Below are 19,498 nucleotides of genomic sequence, written 5' to 3'. Positions count from 1 at the left end.
GGGCGAGGGCCAACTGAGGGGTGGAATTGCTCTTAATACTGGCTCCAACTAGCGTTTAACTAACCTTCACCAGCGACAAACCTTCCCCAACTAGCGCTAAACCGACTATCATTGGCGGAAAACAGGCTCTAACTAGCGGAACGACCCTTTGTCCGAGTCTCAAAACAAAAACAGCAAATCGCTGACTTTGTCGGTTAAGCGTTTTTCGGTGAAATAGGCGTGCAGCAGCTCATTTTCATCTAACATCCCTTTTTCCTTGCCATTACCCTCAACAATAATTGGATGCTTACAGCCGCGCTGGAATTTTTCAAGCACATGAATTAACAAGTCATGTTCATTCGCTTGAATCGGTTTTAATGCCTGCAAATCACTTTTCTTGCCGTAATAACGTTCAAGCAGAAAGCGCATGAAAATAAAGCGACGCTGCTTCCATTCATGATAAAGCGAGAAATAAAGAAAGGCGATGACCACCCAGACATTTAGATGGTAGGGTGCCGTAAAAAAAATCAGAAGCGAAAAGATGGTGAGACTGATACACGAAATCTGGATTGTGACCCGGTGAGCGGAAGGAAATGAATTTTTGAGTGACATCAACAAAAAAACAAACTTTCCCCCATCAAGCGGCCATACCGGAAATAGGTTAAAAATAAATATCATCAAATTGTATTGAAAAAATAAATAGAATAAGTCCGCAGGGACCAATGAAAAGGAGTATAACAAGAAGCCGAGACCGACCATCCAAACATGCTGGATCGGGCCGGCGAGGACGACAATGGCCTCTTCCTTTAACGGCCGGTTGCCGTGCTCATCCATTTCTGCGACACCGCCAAACGGCAAGAGGGTGATTTTTTTTATTCTCCATGAAAAAAATGAAGCTGCTGCTGCATGCCCCATTTCATGTATAAAAATAATCGCTAACAAGAGACAAACCTCTTGAAAATGTGCTGTTGCAATCGAAAGTGCGATGACGATCCATAACAGCGGGTGAATATAAACATGTTGAAGTAAATCTTTCACTTTACTCAAAGCGGATCACCTGTACCGGGTCGATAAACTCATCCCCTTTTTTAATGGCAAAATAGTACTTACCCTTTGATTTCTCTTCACTCGATGAAACATTTCCAACCACTTTTCTTTTTTCCACATAATCCCATAGTTTGACCTTAATATCCGCTAGATTTCCATACCAGGTTTCCGTACCATCTGCGTGTTGGATGATGACCGTTTTTCCTAAGCCGGCCTTTACACCTGCGAAACTGACATTTCCTCCATTTATCGCTTCGACCGACGCACCATTTGCTGTTTCAATCATGATTCCTTGTCCATTTTTCTGAAAGTTTTCAAGAACCTTTCCTGTTGCCGGAATATCAAATGGTTTTTCTGCGCTTGCCGTCTTGGATTGCTTTTCTTTTTTCGGCTCATTAAACGGCAGCAAGGCAAGCGGTTTTCCAAACTTTTCTTCATACCACTGGGATACAAAAGCGAATTTGAAGTCCTTGTCCATTGATGTCCGGACTAAATTCCTCGCTTGATCAAAGGTTGCGGTTTGATTTCGAAACAAAATCGCAACCACTAAAAAAAGGCATGCCGAAGCGAGGATTTTAAAAATAAATACTTCCATCCTAAACAGCGGGTGTCCTCCGTCATCCGGCCCGCTTCCATTGGAGGTTATGCTATTGAATCCATACTTTTCCTCGTCCCCAGGCCAAGCCAGCTGGCGGTCTGGATTTCCCCCTTGACTTCCAAGCTCTTTCTTCCGTTTATTGATTCTTTTCCGTATTTCATCCGGTGTCGACCGCGCCATATCCATCAACCCTTTTCCCACTTTTTTGTACAAGTTTATGAAAAAAATTTATGGAGTATGACTCTTCAAAAAAAATGGCGAAAGAGAAAAATATTCAACCAACAAAAAAGTCTGTCCACAACACGTGAACAGACTACATCATTATAACTTATTTTACCCCGAAAAACTTTTTAAGCTTTGAAAACATACCTTTATTTGGTTCTTCCAAAGACTGAAGCGGAATCGATTCGCCAAGGATTCTTCTTGCAATATTCCGGTAAGCAAGCGCTGCCTTGCTGTTTGGATTCAGCGCAATCGGTTCACCATGGTTGCTCGCTTTGATGACTTCATCATCATCCGCCACAATGCCAAAAAGCTCAATCGACAAATGCTGAGTGACTTCATCAACATCGAGCATATCACCGTTTTTCATCATATGATTTCGAATCCGGTTAATCACGAGTTTTGGCGGCACCATATGACTTTCTTTTTCAATAAGACCGATGATACGGTCCGCATCCCGAACAGCGGAAACCTCAGGTGTTGTGATGACAATCGCTGCATCAGCCCCTGCTACGGCATTCTGAAATCCTACCTCAATTCCGGCAGGGCAATCAATAATAATATAATCATAGTCTTGTTTTAATTCGGTAATCAGTTCCTTCATTTGCTCCGGTTTTACCGCAGACTTATCAACCGTCTGCGCGGCAGGCAGCAAATACAATAAACCATCAAATCGTTTATCCTTCACCAGTGCTTGATGGATTTTACATCTTTTTTCGATGACATCGACAAGATCATAGATAATGCGATTTTCAAGTCCCATCACAACATCCAAGTTACGAAGACCAATATCTGTATCTACCAAGCAAACCTTTTTTCCTTGAAGGGCCAATGCTGTACCAATGTTAGCAGAAGTCGTTGTTTTGCCGACGCCACCCTTACCAGATGTAATTACTATCGCTTCTCCCACTTTATTGTCCCCCTTCTAATCTAGTTAAATTAGGTCTTAAATGTATTAAAGCTTGTAATCTATCTACGCTGATTTTTCGGTCCTCATCTATGTAGGCACATTCCATTTCATGTTTTTCTTTTTCTTGAACGATGTCGGGTGCTCGATTTAAGCATTCACTAATCCTTAACTGTGTTGGTTTCATACTGGATGCGGCAATAATCGCCTCATCATTTCCTGAGCAGCCTGCATGGGCAATTCCTTTTAAAGCTCCCATGATAAAAATATTGCCCCCAGCAATAACTGTTCCTCCAGGGTTTACATCACCGATTAACAGTAAATCCCCGGGAACCTCTAAGACTTGGCCTGATCGAATAATTCTTGAAACGGTTACCACTTCATCTTCAGCTTTTAACCGTTTTGCTTCCTCTTTTGTAATTACATTTGATTCAATATCGTCAACAACCAAATTCTTTTTTTGCCGAATAAGGTTTTCTAAGTCTTCTCTTTGGTCATCACTTAAAAATCGGTTCCCTACATTTACTTTCACCGCAAGCAATTGGCTTTCTTCCTGCGTTCTAAGGTTCGTGGAAAGTTTTTCATCCAGTTCTTTTTTCAATTCTTCGTAGGAACAGCGGTCATCCAGTTGAAGGACCAATCCTTCCTTTGTTCCCTTTATAGTTACATTTTGTCGTTTTTTCATGGAGAATTTTCACCTCAAGTTTAAAGAAAAGGGCTGCGCCCGATTTAAACAAACCCTGAAGGATTCAAAAAATGCATGAAAATCATGCATTCAATCAAATCAGAGTACACGCATTATATAAATTCGACACGCCCTGTCTATTCTCCTCTTTTTTAATTCATTATTCATCCCGTAATACATGAAAATATTTTTCAAAATACTTTTTGAAGGGATAGGCGGCTATAAGTAAAAAGATTGCATTAAAGATTAAAGTCGGGTAAAGACGCATTTCGACAAAACTCATAAAACTAAGCTGTGTCACACCGATTAATGTATCCATTTCGTAAACACCAATCTCTAATAGGGCTATACCGAATAATGAAACGATATAAGAAACAATGATATTGTTTTGCAATACATGCATAATTTTTGAGACGATATAAGCTACAAACGCATATAGAAAGAGATTAATTCCAAGGATTTCTGTATAAACAATATCAAATAACAGACCGTAAACAGCACCGTAAATAATCCCATATTTTCTGCCACCATAAATGGTCAAAAACAGGACGGCAGAAAATAAAAGATGCGGAACCCATATTTTATGAGATCCAAAAAGATTTTCAGGGATTAGTTGCACAAATAAGCTTTCTAATATAAATAAAAACAAAAATAAAAGAGGGAGAAGGAATTTTTTCACAATCCCAACCCCTTACTATCAACCAAGCCTACATCCGGCTGCGTCATCGTCCTAGTGATGACGATAACATTTTGAATATCATAAAAATCCGCGCCAGGCTTCACTAATGCTGTTTGATTCAGACCATATTGGTCTGGTTTCACATCAACCACTTTCCCAATCGGCAAATCTTTTGGGAACACACCGCCGAGTCCGGAGGTCACAACGGTTTGTCCTTTCTCTATTTTTGCCCCTGAAGGGATGGTTTTTATTTGAAGTAATTTCTTCTCACTGTCAAAGCCTTCAACGAATCCATAAGAGTTTTTATTCCCTTGGACGACAGCTGATATTCGATTCTTCGGATCCGCTGCACTTAATAATTGTATAGTGGAACTAAATTGATTTACGTTCTTTACTTTTCCAATCAGGCCATTTGCCGTCACAACGGCCATATTTTGCTTTATTCCATTAATTTTACCTTTGTCGATTATAATCATTTCGTGCCAGCGATCAGGATTTCTGCCAATAACGGTAGCTGGCAGCGGTTTAAAATCTCTCAGGGTCTTAGTCTCACCAAGAATACTACGTAAATCTGCGTTGTCTTTTTTCAAGTCTTGAACTTGCGCTTCAAGACTGACAATCTCTTCGACACGTGATTTTAATTCTTTATTTTCTTGATATGTATTTTCCAAATCCTTGAGATTTTCAAAAAAGCCTGCAACACCATACGCAGGCTTTGAAACCAGGGATTGAACCCAGCCGACCGAGTCTTTGACAAACTGTTCCGGCCAGGTCAGTTTACTCCTCTCCCTTAAAGAAAACCCAATCAATGCCACGAGAATAATTATGCTGAGAAGCAAAACAATCAGTCGTTTATTCAAAAAGAACTGTGGCATGATTAATACACCTCTATTTTTTTATCGTGAGTCTTTTGCTTTATTTTTAAATATCTGAATTTGCTCTAATGCTTTACCGGTTCCAATTGCAACACAGTCAAGCGGATTTTCAGCAATAAGGACGGGCATTTTTGTTTCTTCACTGATGACCTTGTCCAAATTTCTGAGCAGCGCACCTCCGCCTGTTAATACAATCCCGCGGTCCATAATATCTGCTGCAAGTTCTGGCGGAGTTTTTTCTAATGTATTTTTTACTGCATCAACAATTGCAAATACAGTGTCTTTTAAGGCAGCCGCAATTTCTTTTGCGGTAATTTCAATCGTTTTTGGAAGTCCGGTTAATAAATCACGGCCGCGGATTTCCATGTTTTCAATTCCATCCGGATCACCGGCTGAACCAATTTCCATCTTAATTGTCTCAGCAGTACGATCCCCAATCATTAGATTGTAATTCTTGCGAATAAAGGAAATAATTGAGTCATCCATATCATTGCCGGCAATGCGGATGGACTGGCTGGTAACAATACCACCAAGGGAAATAATTGCGACCTCAGTAGTTCCGCCCCCGATATCTACTACCATACTTCCGGTTGGTTCCCAAACCGGGAGATTTGCACCAATCGCAGCTGCAAACGGTTCTTCAATTGTATAGGCATCTTTTGCACCAGCTTGACGTGTTGCATCAATTACTGCTCTTTCTTCAACTGCAGTGATTCCAGATGGTACACAAACCATGACATATGGCTTACCTACGAAGACACCCTTGTTCTTTTGTGCTTGATTAATATAATGCTTCATCATTTTGGCCGTCGTTTCAAAATCGGCGATGACGCCGTCCTTCATCGGCCTTAGGGCCACAACATTCCCCGGTGTACGGCCAATCATATTCTTTGCATCATTTCCGACAGCGATAATCGATTTTGTATCGGTTTGCATAGCCACTACGGATGGCTCGCGTAAAACAATTCCTTTTCCTTTTACAAATACAAGTGTATTTGCTGTACCTAAATCAATCCCTAGGTCTCTTGAACCAATTCCAAACATACGTTGTATCTCCCTTTCTGATACGAAAATGCAATTATTCTTAAAGGTAAAGTGATTACCATTTAATTGAACTTTTTTGTTTCTTATTAACCGTTAAATTCCAAAACAGTCCTAAAAAATCATAACTAATATTATATGCTACAGTCAAATAAAAACCTATTGTTATATATAACCTTTTTCTTTAAGTGAAACAAATTTGTTTTCGCCGATGATCAAATGGTCCAGGACTTCAATCCCAATCATTTTTCCGCACTCCACCAAACGCTTTGTGACCTCAATGTCCTCTCGGCTCGGAGTGGGATCTCCCGAGGGGTGATTATGGAGGGCAATGATAGAAGCCGCCGAGCGTTTTAAGGCTTCGCGGAAGACTTCCCGGGGATGTACAATCGAAGCATTTAAGCTGCCGATAAAAATCGTTTGTTTATGCAGCACCTGATTTTTCGTATTTAAATACAAACAGACAAAGTGCTCCTGTGACAAAAAGCGCATATCAAACATGACAAAATTGGCCCCATCCTCTGGTGACCGAATCACATAACGATCATTATAGTTTAAATTGGCAATCCTTCTGCCGATTTCAACAGCAGCAAGAATTTGAATCGCCTTTGCTGAGCCGATCCCCTTAATTTCGGTAATTTCTTCTAGTGTGGCCGACTTTAACAAGCGCAATCCTTCAAAATGAGTTAAGAGACGATTGGATAATTGAAGGACGGATTCATCCTTTGTACCGGTTCTTAATAAAATAGCGATTAGCTCATGATTGGACAAGCTCTGTGGACCATGTTGAATAAACCGTTCCCTTGGACGTTCATCTTGTGGGAAATCCCGAATCATTAATGAATTTGTGGACATTATTTTTCCTCCCTTTTGATTGGGAGTTAATGAACACTTAATACGGCAATGGGTAGCCTAACCGTTTTAATTCCCGAACCGTCCTAGCAACCGGCAGGCCGACAACCGCAAAATAGTCCCCATTGATTTTTTTGACAAGCATGCTCCCTAATCCTTGGATGCCATATGCCCCTGCTTTATCAAGCGGTTCCCCACTTTGCACATACAAGTTAATTTCCTCATCCGTTAACTCCCAAAACCAAACTTCAGTTTTTTCATAAAATTGGGTCGTGCTTTTTGAAGAAATAATGGCAACTCCTGTGTATACTTCATGCTGTGTTCCTGAAAGTTTTCTCAACATACTTCTAGCTTCTGCTTCATTCGCTGGCTTTCCTAAGATTTGGCCATTCGCAACCACAATGGTATCGGCACCAATCACAAAAGCTTCTGGATTTTCTTGAAAAACAACCTTAGCTTTCCGGATGGCAAGCTCCATCACAACTTCTTCTGGAGAAAGTTTTGGATCAAAGCTTTCATCAACATCACTGCTTGAAATTGCGAAAGATAGGCGGAGGTTTTCTAGAAGTTCTTTTCGCCGTGGAGAAGAAGAGGCTAAAATGAGGTTTTGCATTTCATCACCTTACCTTTTTGCTTTTTCGTATAGGGAGATACAAATCAATCGTATCAAATTATACCTGTGCAAACAATTTATATATCATTAAATTTTGAAGAATATTGTAAAATTATACTATTAAAATGTTCTTCATGATAAAGTGAAACTTCAATCAGTGGGGGGTTTTTCATCCCCCACTGATTGTTAGTTGAACCAATCGGGCTTTTACGGGCAGTTGATCCCCCACTTACTCTTCCTGTTTACGCTAAGCCCTGAAGTGGGGGTCTTACTGCCCGTTAATGCGGGATAAATAGCCTGTCCAATAATTGAACAGGCTTTAGCATATGTTTTTATTTCCCGGAAAATAGCGATTTTTGTTTACTATGTCGAAATATCGATTACATAGAGTAGTATAAGGATAGAAAATTTAAAAGGGTTTGCTGAGCATCTACTAAATTTTTCTGATCCTTCGATGACTGATAGGCTTCTACCTTTCCAACTGCTGCTGCAAGTAAGGTTTGCAGACTTTTTACCTTGTTATTTTTCAATTCCTTAGTATCTATTTTTCCGATTAAAGCGGAAATGGATTTAAACGATTCCTCCGGGATACTTTCAGTCAGCATAGCGGCAGCTGTTATTTCGGAAAGGTCCTGGTAGATGGCCCCTGCCGTTTCGAGGAATGTTTTATCAGCGGCATTTACCCCAGTGATTTCTTTCTGATCGACGGAAAGCGACTTTGCCCAGACATCGGCGATTCCAGCGTCTTTATAATTACTCCCAAGCTTTTTTGCATCATCAATCGTGCTTGCTACTCCTAAAAATAAATACTCTTTGCCATCGATATTTATCGACTGTGAAGGTGCTCCTTTTTCAGCAAGTTGATTTGATGTTGCTTGTGTCCCATCTTTTGAAGAAAAAACACCGCCTTGAATGACAAATGTCGTCAGTGGTTTCACGACAGCCGTTGCACCTGATGCTGCTGGTATTGCTGCCTTCCCTGTTCCTTCCCCTTCGGTTAAAATCTGCCCTGTTGTTGGTTTGTTGCTATGTTGGTCGTTTACGAGCTTAAGCATTAGGAAGCCAAATCCAGTTCCTAGGACAATAGCAAAGACAGCCGAAATAAAAATGGATTTAAGGCCTTTTCCATCTATCTTTTTTGTGTTCGTGTTAAAGGAAGTGATTTTAGGAAATGTGGATTTCTTTTTTGTTTGATGGTTGATAATTTTATACTCTTCGATTTCATGATCCGATGATTCCGGAATAATCCAATCAAAACTTTCATCCATTGATTCTTGGGCAGCTGCGGTTTCTAAAAAGACATCGGGTTCTTCCTTATTCGGTACCATATCGATTACGTCAGGTTTTGATTGGTTTCTTTCATTCTCCTTCTCTTTTATTTCTTCTTGAAACGTATGTGGTTCACCATTTAATTTTATTGTGATCGTACTGTTATTTTTTTTGGGCTTGTCCACGCTTCGTCCCCCCTCTACCAAACTGCTAATTTGTTCCATCCTATCATATTGACAAAAAAAAATAACAAGACTTTTGTCGTCTTGTTATCGTAGACTTTCGTCAAATTTTTTAACCTTTAATTAGACTTTTTGGTAGGATCCGCAAAAGTGCTTAATGGATTGTCTTTATGTGCAGGTGCCGGTGCATCGATTTTTGGTACTTGTGATGCAAGGTTGGCTAGGCCTGGCATATAGAAGGCTGAAACAGTAAGCGAAAACGTTAACGGCTGGTTTTCTTGATCCAATGAGGTAATTTCTTGTCCCCCGGAATAATTGATGGTTTCAACCACAACGATACGCTCTAATGACTCTAATGTCTGGACAAACTTTTCAAAATCTTTATAGCTAGGTGATTCTACGCTTAAGGAGACAGTTAGTTTCTTCATTCCACTTGGTACTGCAAGAGCCGTCTGCTGATTAGTTGATGTGACTTGATTGGCTTGTGCAGAATTGGTACCGTTTGAATTTGGTGTTGTGATTTGAGTTGTACTAGCGTTTCCTGCATTTGCTTGATCCATTCCTGTACTTACATCAGCATCCTTTGAAAAACCATAGGATTTAATTTCACTATTTGAAATCGTTTCTGCTTTTTCTAAGTCCAGGATTAACTGATCTTGGAGCGGCTTAACAGGAATCTTTTTCTGGAGCTCGCGTGTATCTTCGGCAACACCAGCCGCTGCTTCTTGTGTCTTTTGACTAGCGATTTCCAGCAACTTTTGCTCATTTTGCAATTGCTGCTGGTTCATGGTTAAGTCTGATTTTAATGGTGATAATAAATTGAATTGGGCAAAAACGATAAGTAAAACTAGTAAAAGTATGCCGATTAGAACCATAAATTTACGTTTCTTCAGGAATGATAATGTCATGAACCAGTCACTCCTTCCTTACCCTTTTTGCTCTTCTTAAGAATTTCTTTGATATTGTCTTTATTTAATTTGATTTCAAATTGGCCGGTATAACGAGGTAAATACTTATTATCTTTTTTATCACTTAAAGCACTTGAACTACTAGTTGAAGAATTTGAAGTAGTACTATTTTGATTTGTTTGAATGTTAGAATTCGAAGTTGTTTGAGTCGAACTGCCAGTGCTCGAAGAATTAACAATTTGGTTGTTATCATTTACCGTAGTACTTGTTGAATTGTTCGTACTTGTGTTTGTACTAGTTGTGCTCTGGGTATTTGTCCCTGAGCTTGTACTTGAACCATTAGACTGACTATTTGTGCTTGAACCCGTACTATTAGTATTTGTTTGATTATTTGAAACAGCCGTCGAATTAGCTGTATTGGTTTCAGTAGTTGATAATGAATTCAAACTGGCTTCCTCAATCCACTTTGATTCATTAAGGCTATCCAAGAAATAGGCAGCTTCTCTGGCACTGTCAAATTGGACAGTGAGCGTAACCGTTCCAACGTCTGTATAACCAAAGGATTGAATAAAGCCGCGTTCCGGTAATAGCGATGTCAAATGTTTCATGACAGGAATCGTTGGAATTGAGTAACTGTTCGCCCATTCTATTGCACTTTTTAATTGGCTAACGGAGCTAGATGACACAACTGTGTCCGTTTTCTGTTGTTCTTTTTCAGCAATTTTCCGCGTCATCGAGATTTGTCTATCTACTTCAGTAACTTTGCTTTTTGTTGAATTGATTTGCCAAAAATAGAAACCACCAATAAGCAAAAATAATGCTAGTGCACTGCCAACTGCAATAATCATGTTGATTTTTTTCGGTTCTTTCGGAGGAAGCAGATTAATTTCAACTAGCATTATTTCACCTCTTTTAAAGCGAGACCCAATGTCAATAAAAGGTTTTCGGGTACAATTTCTGTTTTCCCTATAGAATCATTCTCTAAAGAAATTCGGTCAATAGGCATATCAAATCTCTCGAGCAGTTCATCATAGATTGCTTCCCACATCGGATGGTCACCATTTAATAAAAAATTGGTAACTTCTTGCTTATCATTTCTTAGTGAATATCTGTAAAAATCATGGAGCATATTGATTTCTCTAAAAATATCTTCAATTTGAATCGTTAGTTCTTCTGATTCACCAATAAATTTATAGTCCATTGCACCTAGTATATTACGTTTAATTTCCCATTGCTCCATATTGAAAGGTAAAGGAAATTGACGCATGACAAGAGGAACAGATTCTTCAAAAATACAAAGATTTACGCTCGTTAAATCAAACTGAATCGTAAAAAGGACTTCATTTGGCTTGTTCATTTCAAGCTTATGATATAAACGGTATAACGCCAGCGGAGAGATATCCGCTGCAATCGGATCTAACTTAAGTTTTGAAAAAAGATCTGTATATTCAGTAACATGCTGTTCTGGTGCTGCAAATAACAATAACTCTTTTGTCTTCCCATTCCCCTCAAAGAGGTAATAGTCAAAAATCGGTTCTTCAAATGGCAGATGAATACTTGAACCAAGTTCCAAATAAAGATATCCCTTCAGTTCATCATCCTGAATTTCTGCCGGAATCGAGACCTTCCGGATAATCACCAGCTGATCTGGTACGATAAAGCGGATGGAGCGGCGCTGAATTTTCCATTCATCTATACATTCTTCAAGAATGCTAGATAAGGCATCACGATCAACAATCTTCCCATCACTGATGATTCCAGGTGGCAGAAAGCGTTCGTTCCATCTCTGAACTATCGGCGGATCCGCTTGCTTTAATTCAACAAGACGAACCGAATGGTCATTCAATACCAGATTAATGATTCGATTTTTTGGTGTAAAAAGGGAAAAAGCCATTTTAAAAACCCCTTATTTATAATCCTTGATTGAGAAATTGAAAATACATGTTGATTAAGTCTGTTCCCCAAAAATAAGCAGATAAAGTTCCAGCTGCAATAAATGGTCCAAACGGAATCGGCTGACGTCTTTTTACGATTTTTAATACTAGTGCAAGTCCACCAATAACTGCACCGTATAATGTCGATAAAAAGAAGGATAAAAGTACTAGCTTAATTCCCAAAACAAAACCAAGTAATGCGTAAAGTTTCACATCTCCAAAACCCATGCCGCCCTTGCTGACAAGGGCAATGATGAGGAGGAGCAGAAAACCTGTAACCATGCCTAAAAGGCTGTCCCACCATGGAGTTAATGGTATAAAGACTCGTTCCAATAAAAAAATCCCTGCAAACCAAAGTAAAATTTTATCAGGGATGATCATATAGTGAATATCTGACACAATTATTATCATAAACAGTGAGATAAGTGTTAAGGCAATCACTAATTCACAAGACCATCCTACTAAAGATGGTGCAGCTGCAAATAAGATTCCAGTTAGCAGTTCGAAAACAGGATAGATAGGAGAAATCCGCGACTTACAGCCGCGGCATTTTCCCCCTTGAATTAAATATGATAGTACTGGTATTAGTTCGTGTGCTTTTAATTGATGCCCGCAGGTTGAACAAGCCGAACGTGGACGAATGATTGATTTTTTTAGTGGCACCCTTAAGCCAACGACATTGAAAAATGAACCAAGACATAAACCAACTATAAAAAGATATGAAACAAAAAGAATAATGATTTTATTTTGTATCATGAACATCATTGCGAGTGATATTATCAACACCTATAGCTTTTCCGGTATCATCTTGTACTCCTCTTTTTGTAGAAAACAACCTAATTTCCATAACTTTTCCATCTACTACTTTAACATATGATGTAGCTGGTGCTGCATTCAGAGCAACGACGGCATCAATACCAGTAACATTTCCTCTTGAATAACCCACACTATCGGGATCTTTAACTTTGTCAAGAACACCTGTAGCTTCTAAATACTCTAGTGGAATATATTTTGTGCCTAATTGTAATTTAGGTTCATTTGTAACAGCTAACTGGGTAGAACTTATTACTTGTGAAGCATTTGCAACGTGAGCATCAAGCTTTGAATTATCAATAAGTTTCCCTATACTTGGTATAGCAATCGCTGCAATTATTCCCAAAATAACAATAACAGCAAGCAATTCAACTAATGTCATACCTTGTTGTTCTTTAAGCTTTTTCTTTAATTTTTGAATCATAATTTCTTCTCCCTTTTAGTTCTATGAACCTAGTAATTTAGTCGTTTTTATTATAATTTAATTGACTGTTGAAGAAAAGAAGAAAATTGTGCTTTTTGCAGTATTTTGTCCTATTTGTGACTAAATTGTCAGTTACTGATTCATCTGTTGGAATTGGTCGAACATGGCAAATTGAGGCATCATAATAGCAGTAACTATCGTCCCAACTACCCCTGCTAAAAATACTATCATTAACGGCTCAATTAAAGATTTTAATTGATCTGTTCCTGTTTCAACTTCTTTTTCGTAAAAGTCTGCGATTTTTGACAGCATTGCGTCCAAAGCCCCAGTTTCCTCCCCAATTGCAATCATCTGGGTAACCAGCGGCGGAAAAGCCCAATGTTTCTCCATTGGTTCTGTCATTGATCGACCTTTTTCAAGAGTATTTCGCGACTCGCGAATAACCTTTGCAAGAACTTCATTTTCAACTACTTTTTCAACGATGGACATTGCTTGAAGAATCGGAACAGAACTAGAAAATAATGAACTCAGTGTTCTCATCATTCTAGCAAGTGCAGCTTTCTGAACCAGTTTTCCGAATATCGGCATTCTTAACATTATCACATCTAAGTAATATTTTGATTTACTATTTTTCTTCAAGAAGAATACTAGGAAAGCGATAAAAAAGATTAATATGGCTAATATCCACCAACTTTTTTCCACAAAATTACTTGCTCCAACAACAAATAAAGTAATCGCAGGAAGTTTTCCACCCATTTGATTGAACATAGTCACAAAAGTTGGGACAACAGATACTAGTAAAAAAATCACAACAGCTAGAGCAACTATTCCTACAACCATTGGATAGGATAGTGCTGACTTTATTTTTTGCCGTGTATAATGTTGCTTCTCGAAATGCTCCGCTAATCGGTCAAGTGTTTCGTCTAAATTACCACTGACTTCCCCGGCAATTACCATATTAATAAACATTGGTGTGAAAATTTTCTTATGTTTTGAAACCGCTTCTGAAAGGGGATTACCTTCCCTTAATTCCTGTTCAACATCAAGTAATGCTTTTTTTAATCCTTTACTTTCTGTTTGTTGAGCTAGAATAGCTGTTGCATCGACAACTGTCACCCCAGCCTTTAGTAAGGTTGAGAACTGCCTTAAATAGATAACAAAATGTTGTAACTTTACTGGGTTGCCAAAAGTAAGATCCTTTGTCAAAAGAGTTTCTGGGACTTCATTGATTTCAATTACACGTATCCCCTCTTCTTTAAGCTTTACCATCGCTTCCCTTCTAGAAGCTGCATGCACTGTGCCCTGCCGTTTCCCTTTTCGGTCACGACCTGAATATTTAAATCTAGCCATTTAACATCTTCTCATGTAAATATTGGGTTACCGCTTCCTTTTGGATAAGGTTGCGGTCAAGTAATTCTTTGATACTCATTTCAAGCGTATGCATTCCCTGGGCACGGGAGGTTTGCATTGTACTTTGAATTTGGTGAATTTTTTCACTTCTGATTAAGTTAGCGATCGCTGGGTTATTTACCATTATTTCCGTAGCTGCTCTCCTGCCCTTTTTATCTGGCGTTGGGAAAAGCCGCTGGGAGATGACTCCTACCAAAACAGATGCTAGCTGTATCCGAATTTGAGGCTGTTGCGCAGGCGGAAAAACGTCAATAATCCTGTTGATAGTAGTTGGAGCACTCGATGTGTGGAGTGTGCCAAGTACCAAATGACCTGTTTCAGCTGCTGTAATTGCGATACCAATGGTTTCTAAATCACGCATCTCACCAACAAGAATGACATCCGGGTCTTGACGAAGAGCACCCTTTAACCCGCTTGCAAAGGTTTGTGTATCAAACCCGACTTCCCGCTGGTCAATAATTGAATTTCCATGTTTATGAAGATACTCGATTGGATCTTCAAGCGTAATAATATGCTTTCGCATTGTGCGGTTCATATAATCGATCATCGATGCAAGTGTTGTAGATTTACCGCTGCCAGTAGGACCTGTTACAAGAATTAGCCCTTGTGGTTTTTCGACTAATTTTGCTATTACTTCTGGTAAGTCTAGTTCCTCAATGGTCGGGGTTTTGGAAGCGACGGTCCTTAGGGCAAGCGAAACGCTTTTACGCTGATGAAAGGCGTTAACACGGAATCGGGAGGTCCTTGGTACGCCATAAGAAAAATCCAATTCCCCTTTTTCTTTAAATACATTCCATAAATGTTCCGGAATAATTTCTTTTGCCATTCCTTCTGTTTCATCAGGAAGCAGTTTATCAGGACCAAACCTTTTTAGGTCCCCGTGGATTCGAAAAACCGGTGGAACTCCTACAGTTAAATGAACATCGGATGCCTTATAATCAATTGCAGCTCTTAGTATTTGGTCAATTTTTTCTTTCATTTTTTCTTTCCCCTATTCCAGAGTTGCTACTCGTAATACTTCTTCAGTCGTTGTTAGCCCTTGCTTGACCTTTAATAAGCCATCGTCAATTAGAAAGATCGTTTTGCTTTTTTTTGCTAATTCTTTTAACCTTTGAAAAGATTCACCATTCATAATACTCCGTTGCATCTCATCATTAATGACTAGTACTTCATGAAGGGCAATTCTTCCCTTATAACCTGTCATATTACAGAAAGAACAGCCTTTACCACGATGAATTTTTTCAATCTTTATTCCACGTTTGGCAAAAATCTCAATTTCACGCCTAGATGGTTCCTGAACCTCCATGCAATCCCGACAAACCTTTCGCACAAGACGTTGGGCTACGACACCTGATAATGAAGATGCTAACAAAAATGGTTCAACACCCATGTCTATCAATCTAGTAACTGTACCAATTGAATCATTCGTATGAAGGGTACTTAAGACTAAGTGTCCTGTCAAAGATGCCCTAATGGCCACTTCAGCAGTTTCCTTATCACGTATTTCCCCTACCATAATAATATTTGGATCTTGTCGAAGGATAGAACGTAATCCTGCAGCAAATGTCATTCCAACATTCTGGTTTACTTGGATTTGATTTATTCCCTCAAGTTGGTATTCAACAGGGTCCTCAATTGTAATGATATTGACTTCTTCATTGTTCATTTTATTGAGTGCGGCATACAAAGTAGATGATTTCCCTGAACCAGTTGGTCCGGTGATTAGGACGATACCAGTTGGATTTTCAATTAATTCACCAAACCTTTTCAAGTTCAGAGCGTTAAAACCCAGTTTGTTAATATCATTTAACGCAGAACTCATATCAAGCAGCCGCATAACAATTTTCTCACCATAAACCGTGGGAAGAGTTGAGACACGGAGGTCAATTGGGTGAACATCGAGGTTCAATTTAATCCTTCCATCTTGTGGAATTCGATGTTCAGTAATATCAAGATTTGACATAATTTTAATCCTTGCTGTTAATACACTTTGCATATGTCGTGGTAATACACGATCCGTTCGTAACACTCCGTCAATTCGATATCGAACTGTTATTTTGGTTTCCTGTGGGTCAATGTGGATGTCACTAGCTTTTTGAATCACAGCATTGGTAAGAATCTGATTCACCAGCTTAACTATGGGAGAATTCAGATCTGTTACATCATCATTTCGCCTTTTTTCATTTTGTGGCAGTTCATCAAGGAGCTCATTAAAACCGTCATCAACATCATAGTATTTATTAATTGCCTTTAAAATATCATCCTTCGTCGCAATTGCAGGCTCAATTTGAAAGCCTGTAGAAAGGCGTAAATCATCCATAATGATGAAATCCATTGGATCCGCCATCGCGATATAAAGCTTATTTCCATCTTTTTTAATTGGAATTATTAAATTACGTCGTGCTGTCTCTTTTGATACAAGTGAAAAAATATTGGTGTCAAACGGATATTGAAAAAGGCTGATGTGTGGTACTCCCAGCTGATATTCCAATACCTCAATTAATTGTTGTTCCGTAATATAACCTCTTTGAACTAATGCCTCACCAAGCTTTTGATTTGTACTTTTTTCCTTTAATGTGGTATACAGCAGCTCAGCAGTAATTAACCCTTCTTCGATTAATAAATCGCCAAGTCGTTTTCTTACTTGCTTCATTGCACATCCCTGCTTTGTCTACATTATTTTGGTTGCTCATTTGGTTTTCCCCAAAGATTTCTATCATTTGAGCTGTTCTGTGTTGAATCGGTCACAGTTGATTGGTTCCCATTAGAGTCATCATTCGCACTACCATTTCCAGTTTGGTTAGCGTCACTGGTTGATGGTTGATTTTTTGCATTTCCAATGGTTTGTGCAGTATCCTGTGTACTGCCTGATAACCCGTGTATTTCCACACGATAGATTGGTGGATAGTAGTCATCGGAAATTAGATTCGATTTAATTAACTGGTTTCCTTCATATACATCCCGATAGACTTTTACCATAAGTCCATTTTTACCTTCTGCTTGAATCTTAGTTTGGCCGGACAGAAGAAGCGGACTATATTGGAGAATCGTTTTAGGCTGTAATTCCTTTTTACTTTTTTTATTAATTTTATAGGAATACATAAACTTTTCGCCTTTTAATGTAACAACCAAACGATTATCGTCCAATTTAAATTCTAGTGTGTACTTTCCTTCATTTGGATTTTCAATCATTAAATCAGAATTGGTCTTGTCATTTACTCTTGCCTCATAGCCTAAGCTTGCATAGCGAGGAAGTTTGTTACTGATATTTCTTTCTACAATCGAAAAATTAGTAGGTAAAATAGCTTGATAAAATCCAGTTACAATTATATTTAGAGAAGAAAAATCTTCAAGATGTTTTTTCTTGGCAAATTCTAAAAAGGAAAAAGTTGATTGTCCATTTATATCAATTTTTGAAATTTGATATACTAATTCTGACAAATCAATTGGTATATCCCTTAATTTTATTATTGCTTGGCTTATAACGGCATCTTTATCATTGGCTTTAGCTAACAAGAAATCACTGTATATATTGAAATTAAATGTACCTGTTTCTAATTTTGATGCTGTCTCCGATAAACCCATGGTAAGTTTGTTTACATCAATATTCTTGCTATTAATTTGCGGAAAGAGAATTTGGACTTGCTCTTCCACCTTATTTTTATCAATCGTCACAAATATTGAATTTGCTTGGCCATCCTTTATTGAATTAATCGTTGTAGCAGAATCATAATTGAAATCCTTTAAATCAAATTGAGCAGTTTTTTCGATATACTGAAGATTTATTTTTGAATTTTTCACCCAGTTAATATAGCGAGTATTTAATAGATTAATAACTTCACTTTGGGATTTTCCCGAAATATCTATTCCTCCAATAGTTGTACCATTCAAATATTTCCCATCTGAGTTTGTCAATTTATCAAATGCTTTTGCACCAAAATGGGAAAAACTAAAAATAAAAGCGGTACTCAAAAAAAGTACAACAAATAATTTGATCATTTGCTGATTCTTACCCACATTTTCCGCCTTCCTTTCTACCTTTACATTTTATTTTGGTAGAAAATTTTACTTTCACTGTAATTTGACTTTCTCAATACTTTCTATTTTTTATCCAATCCAATTGCTACTTCTTTAGCACCCAAAAGATCGTCTAGTTTAGAATCATCTTCTAAAGGTTCTTTTTTATCAGAATTAAGTTTACTAATTTCCACTTTTTCGTCTTCAATAAAAGACTCTTCTAAATTCGCAATCAATAATCTTTCTAATTCTGATAAATAACCATCTTCACTTTTTGGAGGTTCCTTTTTATCTTTTTCCATAAACAATTCATTCTCAATATCCGAAATATTGTTTTCATCAGTATCAAGTTCAACTTCATGTAAATCCGATTCTTGCTTTGGATCCTCTCCAAGCAATAAAGAAATATCCACAGGTGATATTTTGGGTACTTCCAAATGACCTTCTTCCATTGTTTGAGTAGAATCCAAAGCCTCTTCATTTGTTGGTTCTGTAAATTTGTTATTAGGTTCAATACTTTTTAACTCAGATAGTTCCTGAAACTTAGTAGCTTTTGGGGTTTCAATATATTCTTCTTCTAAAACATTCATTTTTTCATAAATATCTATATAATTTTCCTCAAGTGATTGATTTGGATCATATAAAATGCGGCTAGCTCGTTGATTCAAAATATAAGCTGTAATAAAGATGAGTAAAATCAGCAAGATTGCAGTTAATGGGAGTGAAAAGGTGTTGCTTGCAGCTAGTCCCCCTAAAGAAATAATTAAACTTGATAAGACAATAAAAAGCTTTCCTTTTAACGTAAAGCCTAGTGGTAAAAAGAGTAGGACCAATAATAGAACAATCATAGAACAAAAGGCCCAAATAATTGTTTGCATCCAATCACTCCGATCGATATAACACTTATGTACTATTAAACTACAAAATATTTCAAATAATATATTTTTATGTCGTTTTCTTCAAAAATTAGACAAAATTCGACTCCTGCATATTGTATAATATTTTTAGTTAGATTAAAAGAATCTGGAAAATAATTATAATTT

General features: G+C 38.0%; 20 protein-coding genes. All 20 read right to left on the bottom strand.

Features of this window, described 5'->3' with window-relative positions; genetic code table 11:
• Positions 1-159: 159 nt before the first annotated feature.
• The 20 genes from BIV60_RS01505 to BIV60_RS01410 all read right to left on the bottom strand — a co-directional run bounded on the left by BIV60_RS01505 (position 160) and on the right by BIV60_RS01410 (position 19,333).
• Positions 160-1,026: a M50 family metallopeptidase gene (locus BIV60_RS01505; RefSeq protein WP_071353980.1), complete on the bottom strand. Its 867-nt coding sequence runs from the start codon at positions 1,024-1,026 to the stop codon at positions 160-162.
• Positions 1,019-1,804: a M23 family metallopeptidase gene (locus BIV60_RS01500; protein ID WP_071354048.1), complete on the bottom strand. Its 786-nt coding sequence runs from the start codon at positions 1,802-1,804 to the stop codon at positions 1,019-1,021. The genes BIV60_RS01505 and BIV60_RS01500 overlap by 8 nt, the downstream gene beginning before the upstream one ends.
• A gap of 148 nt (positions 1,805-1,952) precedes the next feature.
• Positions 1,953-2,756: a septum site-determining protein MinD gene (gene minD / locus BIV60_RS01495; protein WP_071353979.1), complete on the bottom strand. Its 804-nt coding sequence runs from the start codon at positions 2,754-2,756 to the stop codon at positions 1,953-1,955.
• A 1-nt stretch (position 2,757) separates the two neighbouring features.
• Positions 2,758-3,438: a septum site-determining protein MinC gene (gene minC / locus BIV60_RS01490; RefSeq protein ID WP_071353978.1), complete on the bottom strand. Its 681-nt coding sequence runs from the start codon at positions 3,436-3,438 to the stop codon at positions 2,758-2,760.
• Between the two features lie 160 nt (positions 3,439-3,598).
• Entirely contained in the window at positions 3,599-4,117 is a 519-nt protein-coding gene (gene mreD / locus BIV60_RS01485) for a rod shape-determining protein MreD (RefSeq protein ID WP_071353977.1), read from the bottom strand.
• The gene (mreC, locus tag BIV60_RS01480; protein WP_071353976.1) at positions 4,114-4,992 is read right to left on the bottom strand and encodes a rod shape-determining protein MreC; all 879 of its coding nucleotides are present in this window, start codon (positions 4,990-4,992) and stop codon (positions 4,114-4,116) included. Before mreC ends, mreD begins: the two co-directional genes overlap by 4 nt.
• Before the next feature lie 21 nt (positions 4,993-5,013).
• Positions 5,014-6,036 (bottom strand): rod shape-determining protein, encoded by a 1,023-nt coding sequence (locus BIV60_RS01475; RefSeq protein ID WP_071353975.1) that lies wholly within the window; start codon positions 6,034-6,036, stop codon positions 5,014-5,016.
• Positions 6,037-6,198: 162 nt separating this feature from the next.
• Positions 6,199-6,888 (bottom strand): RadC family protein, encoded by a 690-nt coding sequence (radC, locus tag BIV60_RS01470; RefSeq protein WP_071353974.1) that lies wholly within the window; start codon positions 6,886-6,888, stop codon positions 6,199-6,201.
• Positions 6,889-6,925: 37 nt separating this feature from the next.
• Positions 6,926-7,498 (bottom strand): Maf family protein, encoded by a 573-nt coding sequence (locus tag BIV60_RS01465; RefSeq protein WP_071353973.1) that lies wholly within the window; start codon positions 7,496-7,498, stop codon positions 6,926-6,928.
• A 380-nt stretch (positions 7,499-7,878) separates the two neighbouring features.
• A complete protein-coding gene (locus BIV60_RS01460; RefSeq protein ID WP_071353972.1) occupies positions 7,879-8,952 on the bottom strand; it encodes a hypothetical protein in 1,074 nt (357 codons plus the stop codon).
• 116 nt (positions 8,953-9,068) lie between these two features.
• Positions 9,069-9,857, bottom strand: coding sequence for a hypothetical protein (locus tag BIV60_RS01455; protein WP_071353971.1), 789 nt, complete (start codon positions 9,855-9,857; stop codon positions 9,069-9,071).
• Positions 9,854-10,756: a PilN domain-containing protein gene (locus BIV60_RS01450; RefSeq protein ID WP_071353970.1), complete on the bottom strand. Its 903-nt coding sequence runs from the start codon at positions 10,754-10,756 to the stop codon at positions 9,854-9,856. The genes BIV60_RS01455 and BIV60_RS01450 overlap by 4 nt, the downstream gene beginning before the upstream one ends.
• Positions 10,756-11,751 (bottom strand): type IV pilus biogenesis protein PilM, encoded by a 996-nt coding sequence (gene pilM / locus BIV60_RS01445; protein ID WP_071353969.1) that lies wholly within the window; start codon positions 11,749-11,751, stop codon positions 10,756-10,758. The genes BIV60_RS01450 and pilM overlap by 1 nt, the downstream gene beginning before the upstream one ends.
• A gap of 16 nt (positions 11,752-11,767) precedes the next feature.
• Positions 11,768-12,547 (bottom strand): prepilin peptidase, encoded by a 780-nt coding sequence (locus BIV60_RS01440; RefSeq protein WP_071353968.1) that lies wholly within the window; start codon positions 12,545-12,547, stop codon positions 11,768-11,770.
• A complete protein-coding gene (locus tag BIV60_RS01435) occupies positions 12,534-13,028 on the bottom strand; it encodes a prepilin-type N-terminal cleavage/methylation domain-containing protein (RefSeq protein ID WP_071353967.1) in 495 nt (164 codons plus the stop codon). The genes BIV60_RS01440 and BIV60_RS01435 overlap by 14 nt, the downstream gene beginning before the upstream one ends.
• A 132-nt stretch (positions 13,029-13,160) precedes the next feature.
• Positions 13,161-14,378 (bottom strand): type II secretion system F family protein, encoded by a 1,218-nt coding sequence (locus BIV60_RS01430; protein WP_071353966.1) that lies wholly within the window; start codon positions 14,376-14,378, stop codon positions 13,161-13,163.
• Positions 14,371-15,417 carry a type IV pilus twitching motility protein PilT gene (locus BIV60_RS01425; protein ID WP_071353965.1) on the bottom strand — a complete coding sequence of 349 codons (1,047 nt, stop codon included), beginning with the start codon at positions 15,415-15,417 and terminating at the stop codon, positions 14,371-14,373. Before BIV60_RS01425 ends, BIV60_RS01430 begins: the two co-directional genes overlap by 8 nt.
• 12 nt (positions 15,418-15,429) lie before the next feature.
• Entirely contained in the window at positions 15,430-17,091 is a 1,662-nt protein-coding gene (locus BIV60_RS01420; RefSeq protein ID WP_071353964.1) for a GspE/PulE family protein, read from the bottom strand.
• A 23-nt stretch (positions 17,092-17,114) separates the two neighbouring features.
• Positions 17,115-18,455 carry a G5 domain-containing protein gene (locus BIV60_RS01415; RefSeq protein WP_071353963.1) on the bottom strand — a complete coding sequence of 447 codons (1,341 nt, stop codon included), beginning with the start codon at positions 18,453-18,455 and terminating at the stop codon, positions 17,115-17,117.
• An 83-nt stretch (positions 18,456-18,538) separates the two neighbouring features.
• Complete coding sequence (locus BIV60_RS01410) at positions 18,539-19,333, bottom strand: hypothetical protein (protein WP_071353962.1); 795 nt, start codon at positions 19,331-19,333, stop codon at positions 18,539-18,541.
• Positions 19,334-19,498: the final 165 nt, after the last annotated feature.

Source organism: Bacillus sp. MUM 116 (genome assembly GCF_001866655.1).
Taxonomy (GTDB): Bacteria; Bacillota; Bacilli; order Bacillales; family Cytobacillaceae; genus Neobacillus.
Note: the sequence above shows the minus strand (reverse complement) of the source record. Positions and strands in the feature narration are given on the sequence as shown.

Bases quoted from the DNA above. Each gene is read 5' to 3' on its own strand.
- BIV60_RS01500 (WP_071354048.1), bottom strand. From the start codon at position 1,804: ATGGCGCGGTCGACACCGGATGAAATACGGAAAAGAATCAATAAACGG.
- minC (WP_071353978.1), bottom strand. From the start codon at position 3,438: ATGAAAAAACGACAAAATGTAACTATAAAGGGAACAAAGGAAGGATTG.
- mreC (WP_071353976.1), bottom strand. From the start codon at position 4,992: ATGCCACAGTTCTTTTTGAATAAACGACTGATTGTTTTGCTTCTCAGC.
- BIV60_RS01475 (WP_071353975.1), bottom strand. From the start codon at position 6,036: ATGTTTGGAATTGGTTCAAGAGACCTAGGGATTGATTTAGGTACAGCA.
- radC (WP_071353974.1), bottom strand. From the start codon at position 6,888: ATGTCCACAAATTCATTAATGATTCGGGATTTCCCACAAGATGAACGT.
- BIV60_RS01465 (WP_071353973.1), bottom strand. From the start codon at position 7,498: ATGCAAAACCTCATTTTAGCCTCTTCTTCTCCACGGCGAAAAGAACTT.
- BIV60_RS01455 (WP_071353971.1), bottom strand. From the start codon at position 9,857: ATGACATTATCATTCCTGAAGAAACGTAAATTTATGGTTCTAATCGGC.
- BIV60_RS01450 (WP_071353970.1), bottom strand. From the start codon at position 10,756: ATGCTAGTTGAAATTAATCTGCTTCCTCCGAAAGAACCGAAAAAAATC.
- pilM (WP_071353969.1), bottom strand. From the start codon at position 11,751: ATGGCTTTTTCCCTTTTTACACCAAAAAATCGAATCATTAATCTGGTA.
- BIV60_RS01440 (WP_071353968.1), bottom strand. From the start codon at position 12,547: ATGATACAAAATAAAATCATTATTCTTTTTGTTTCATATCTTTTTATA.
- BIV60_RS01435 (WP_071353967.1), bottom strand. From the start codon at position 13,028: ATGATTCAAAAATTAAAGAAAAAGCTTAAAGAACAACAAGGTATGACA.
- BIV60_RS01430 (WP_071353966.1), bottom strand. From the start codon at position 14,378: ATGGCTAGATTTAAATATTCAGGTCGTGACCGAAAAGGGAAACGGCAG.
- BIV60_RS01425 (WP_071353965.1), bottom strand. From the start codon at position 15,417: ATGAAAGAAAAAATTGACCAAATACTAAGAGCTGCAATTGATTATAAG.
- BIV60_RS01420 (WP_071353964.1), bottom strand. From the start codon at position 17,091: ATGAAGCAAGTAAGAAAACGACTTGGCGATTTATTAATCGAAGAAGGG.
- BIV60_RS01410 (WP_071353962.1), bottom strand. From the start codon at position 19,333: ATGCAAACAATTATTTGGGCCTTTTGTTCTATGATTGTTCTATTATTG.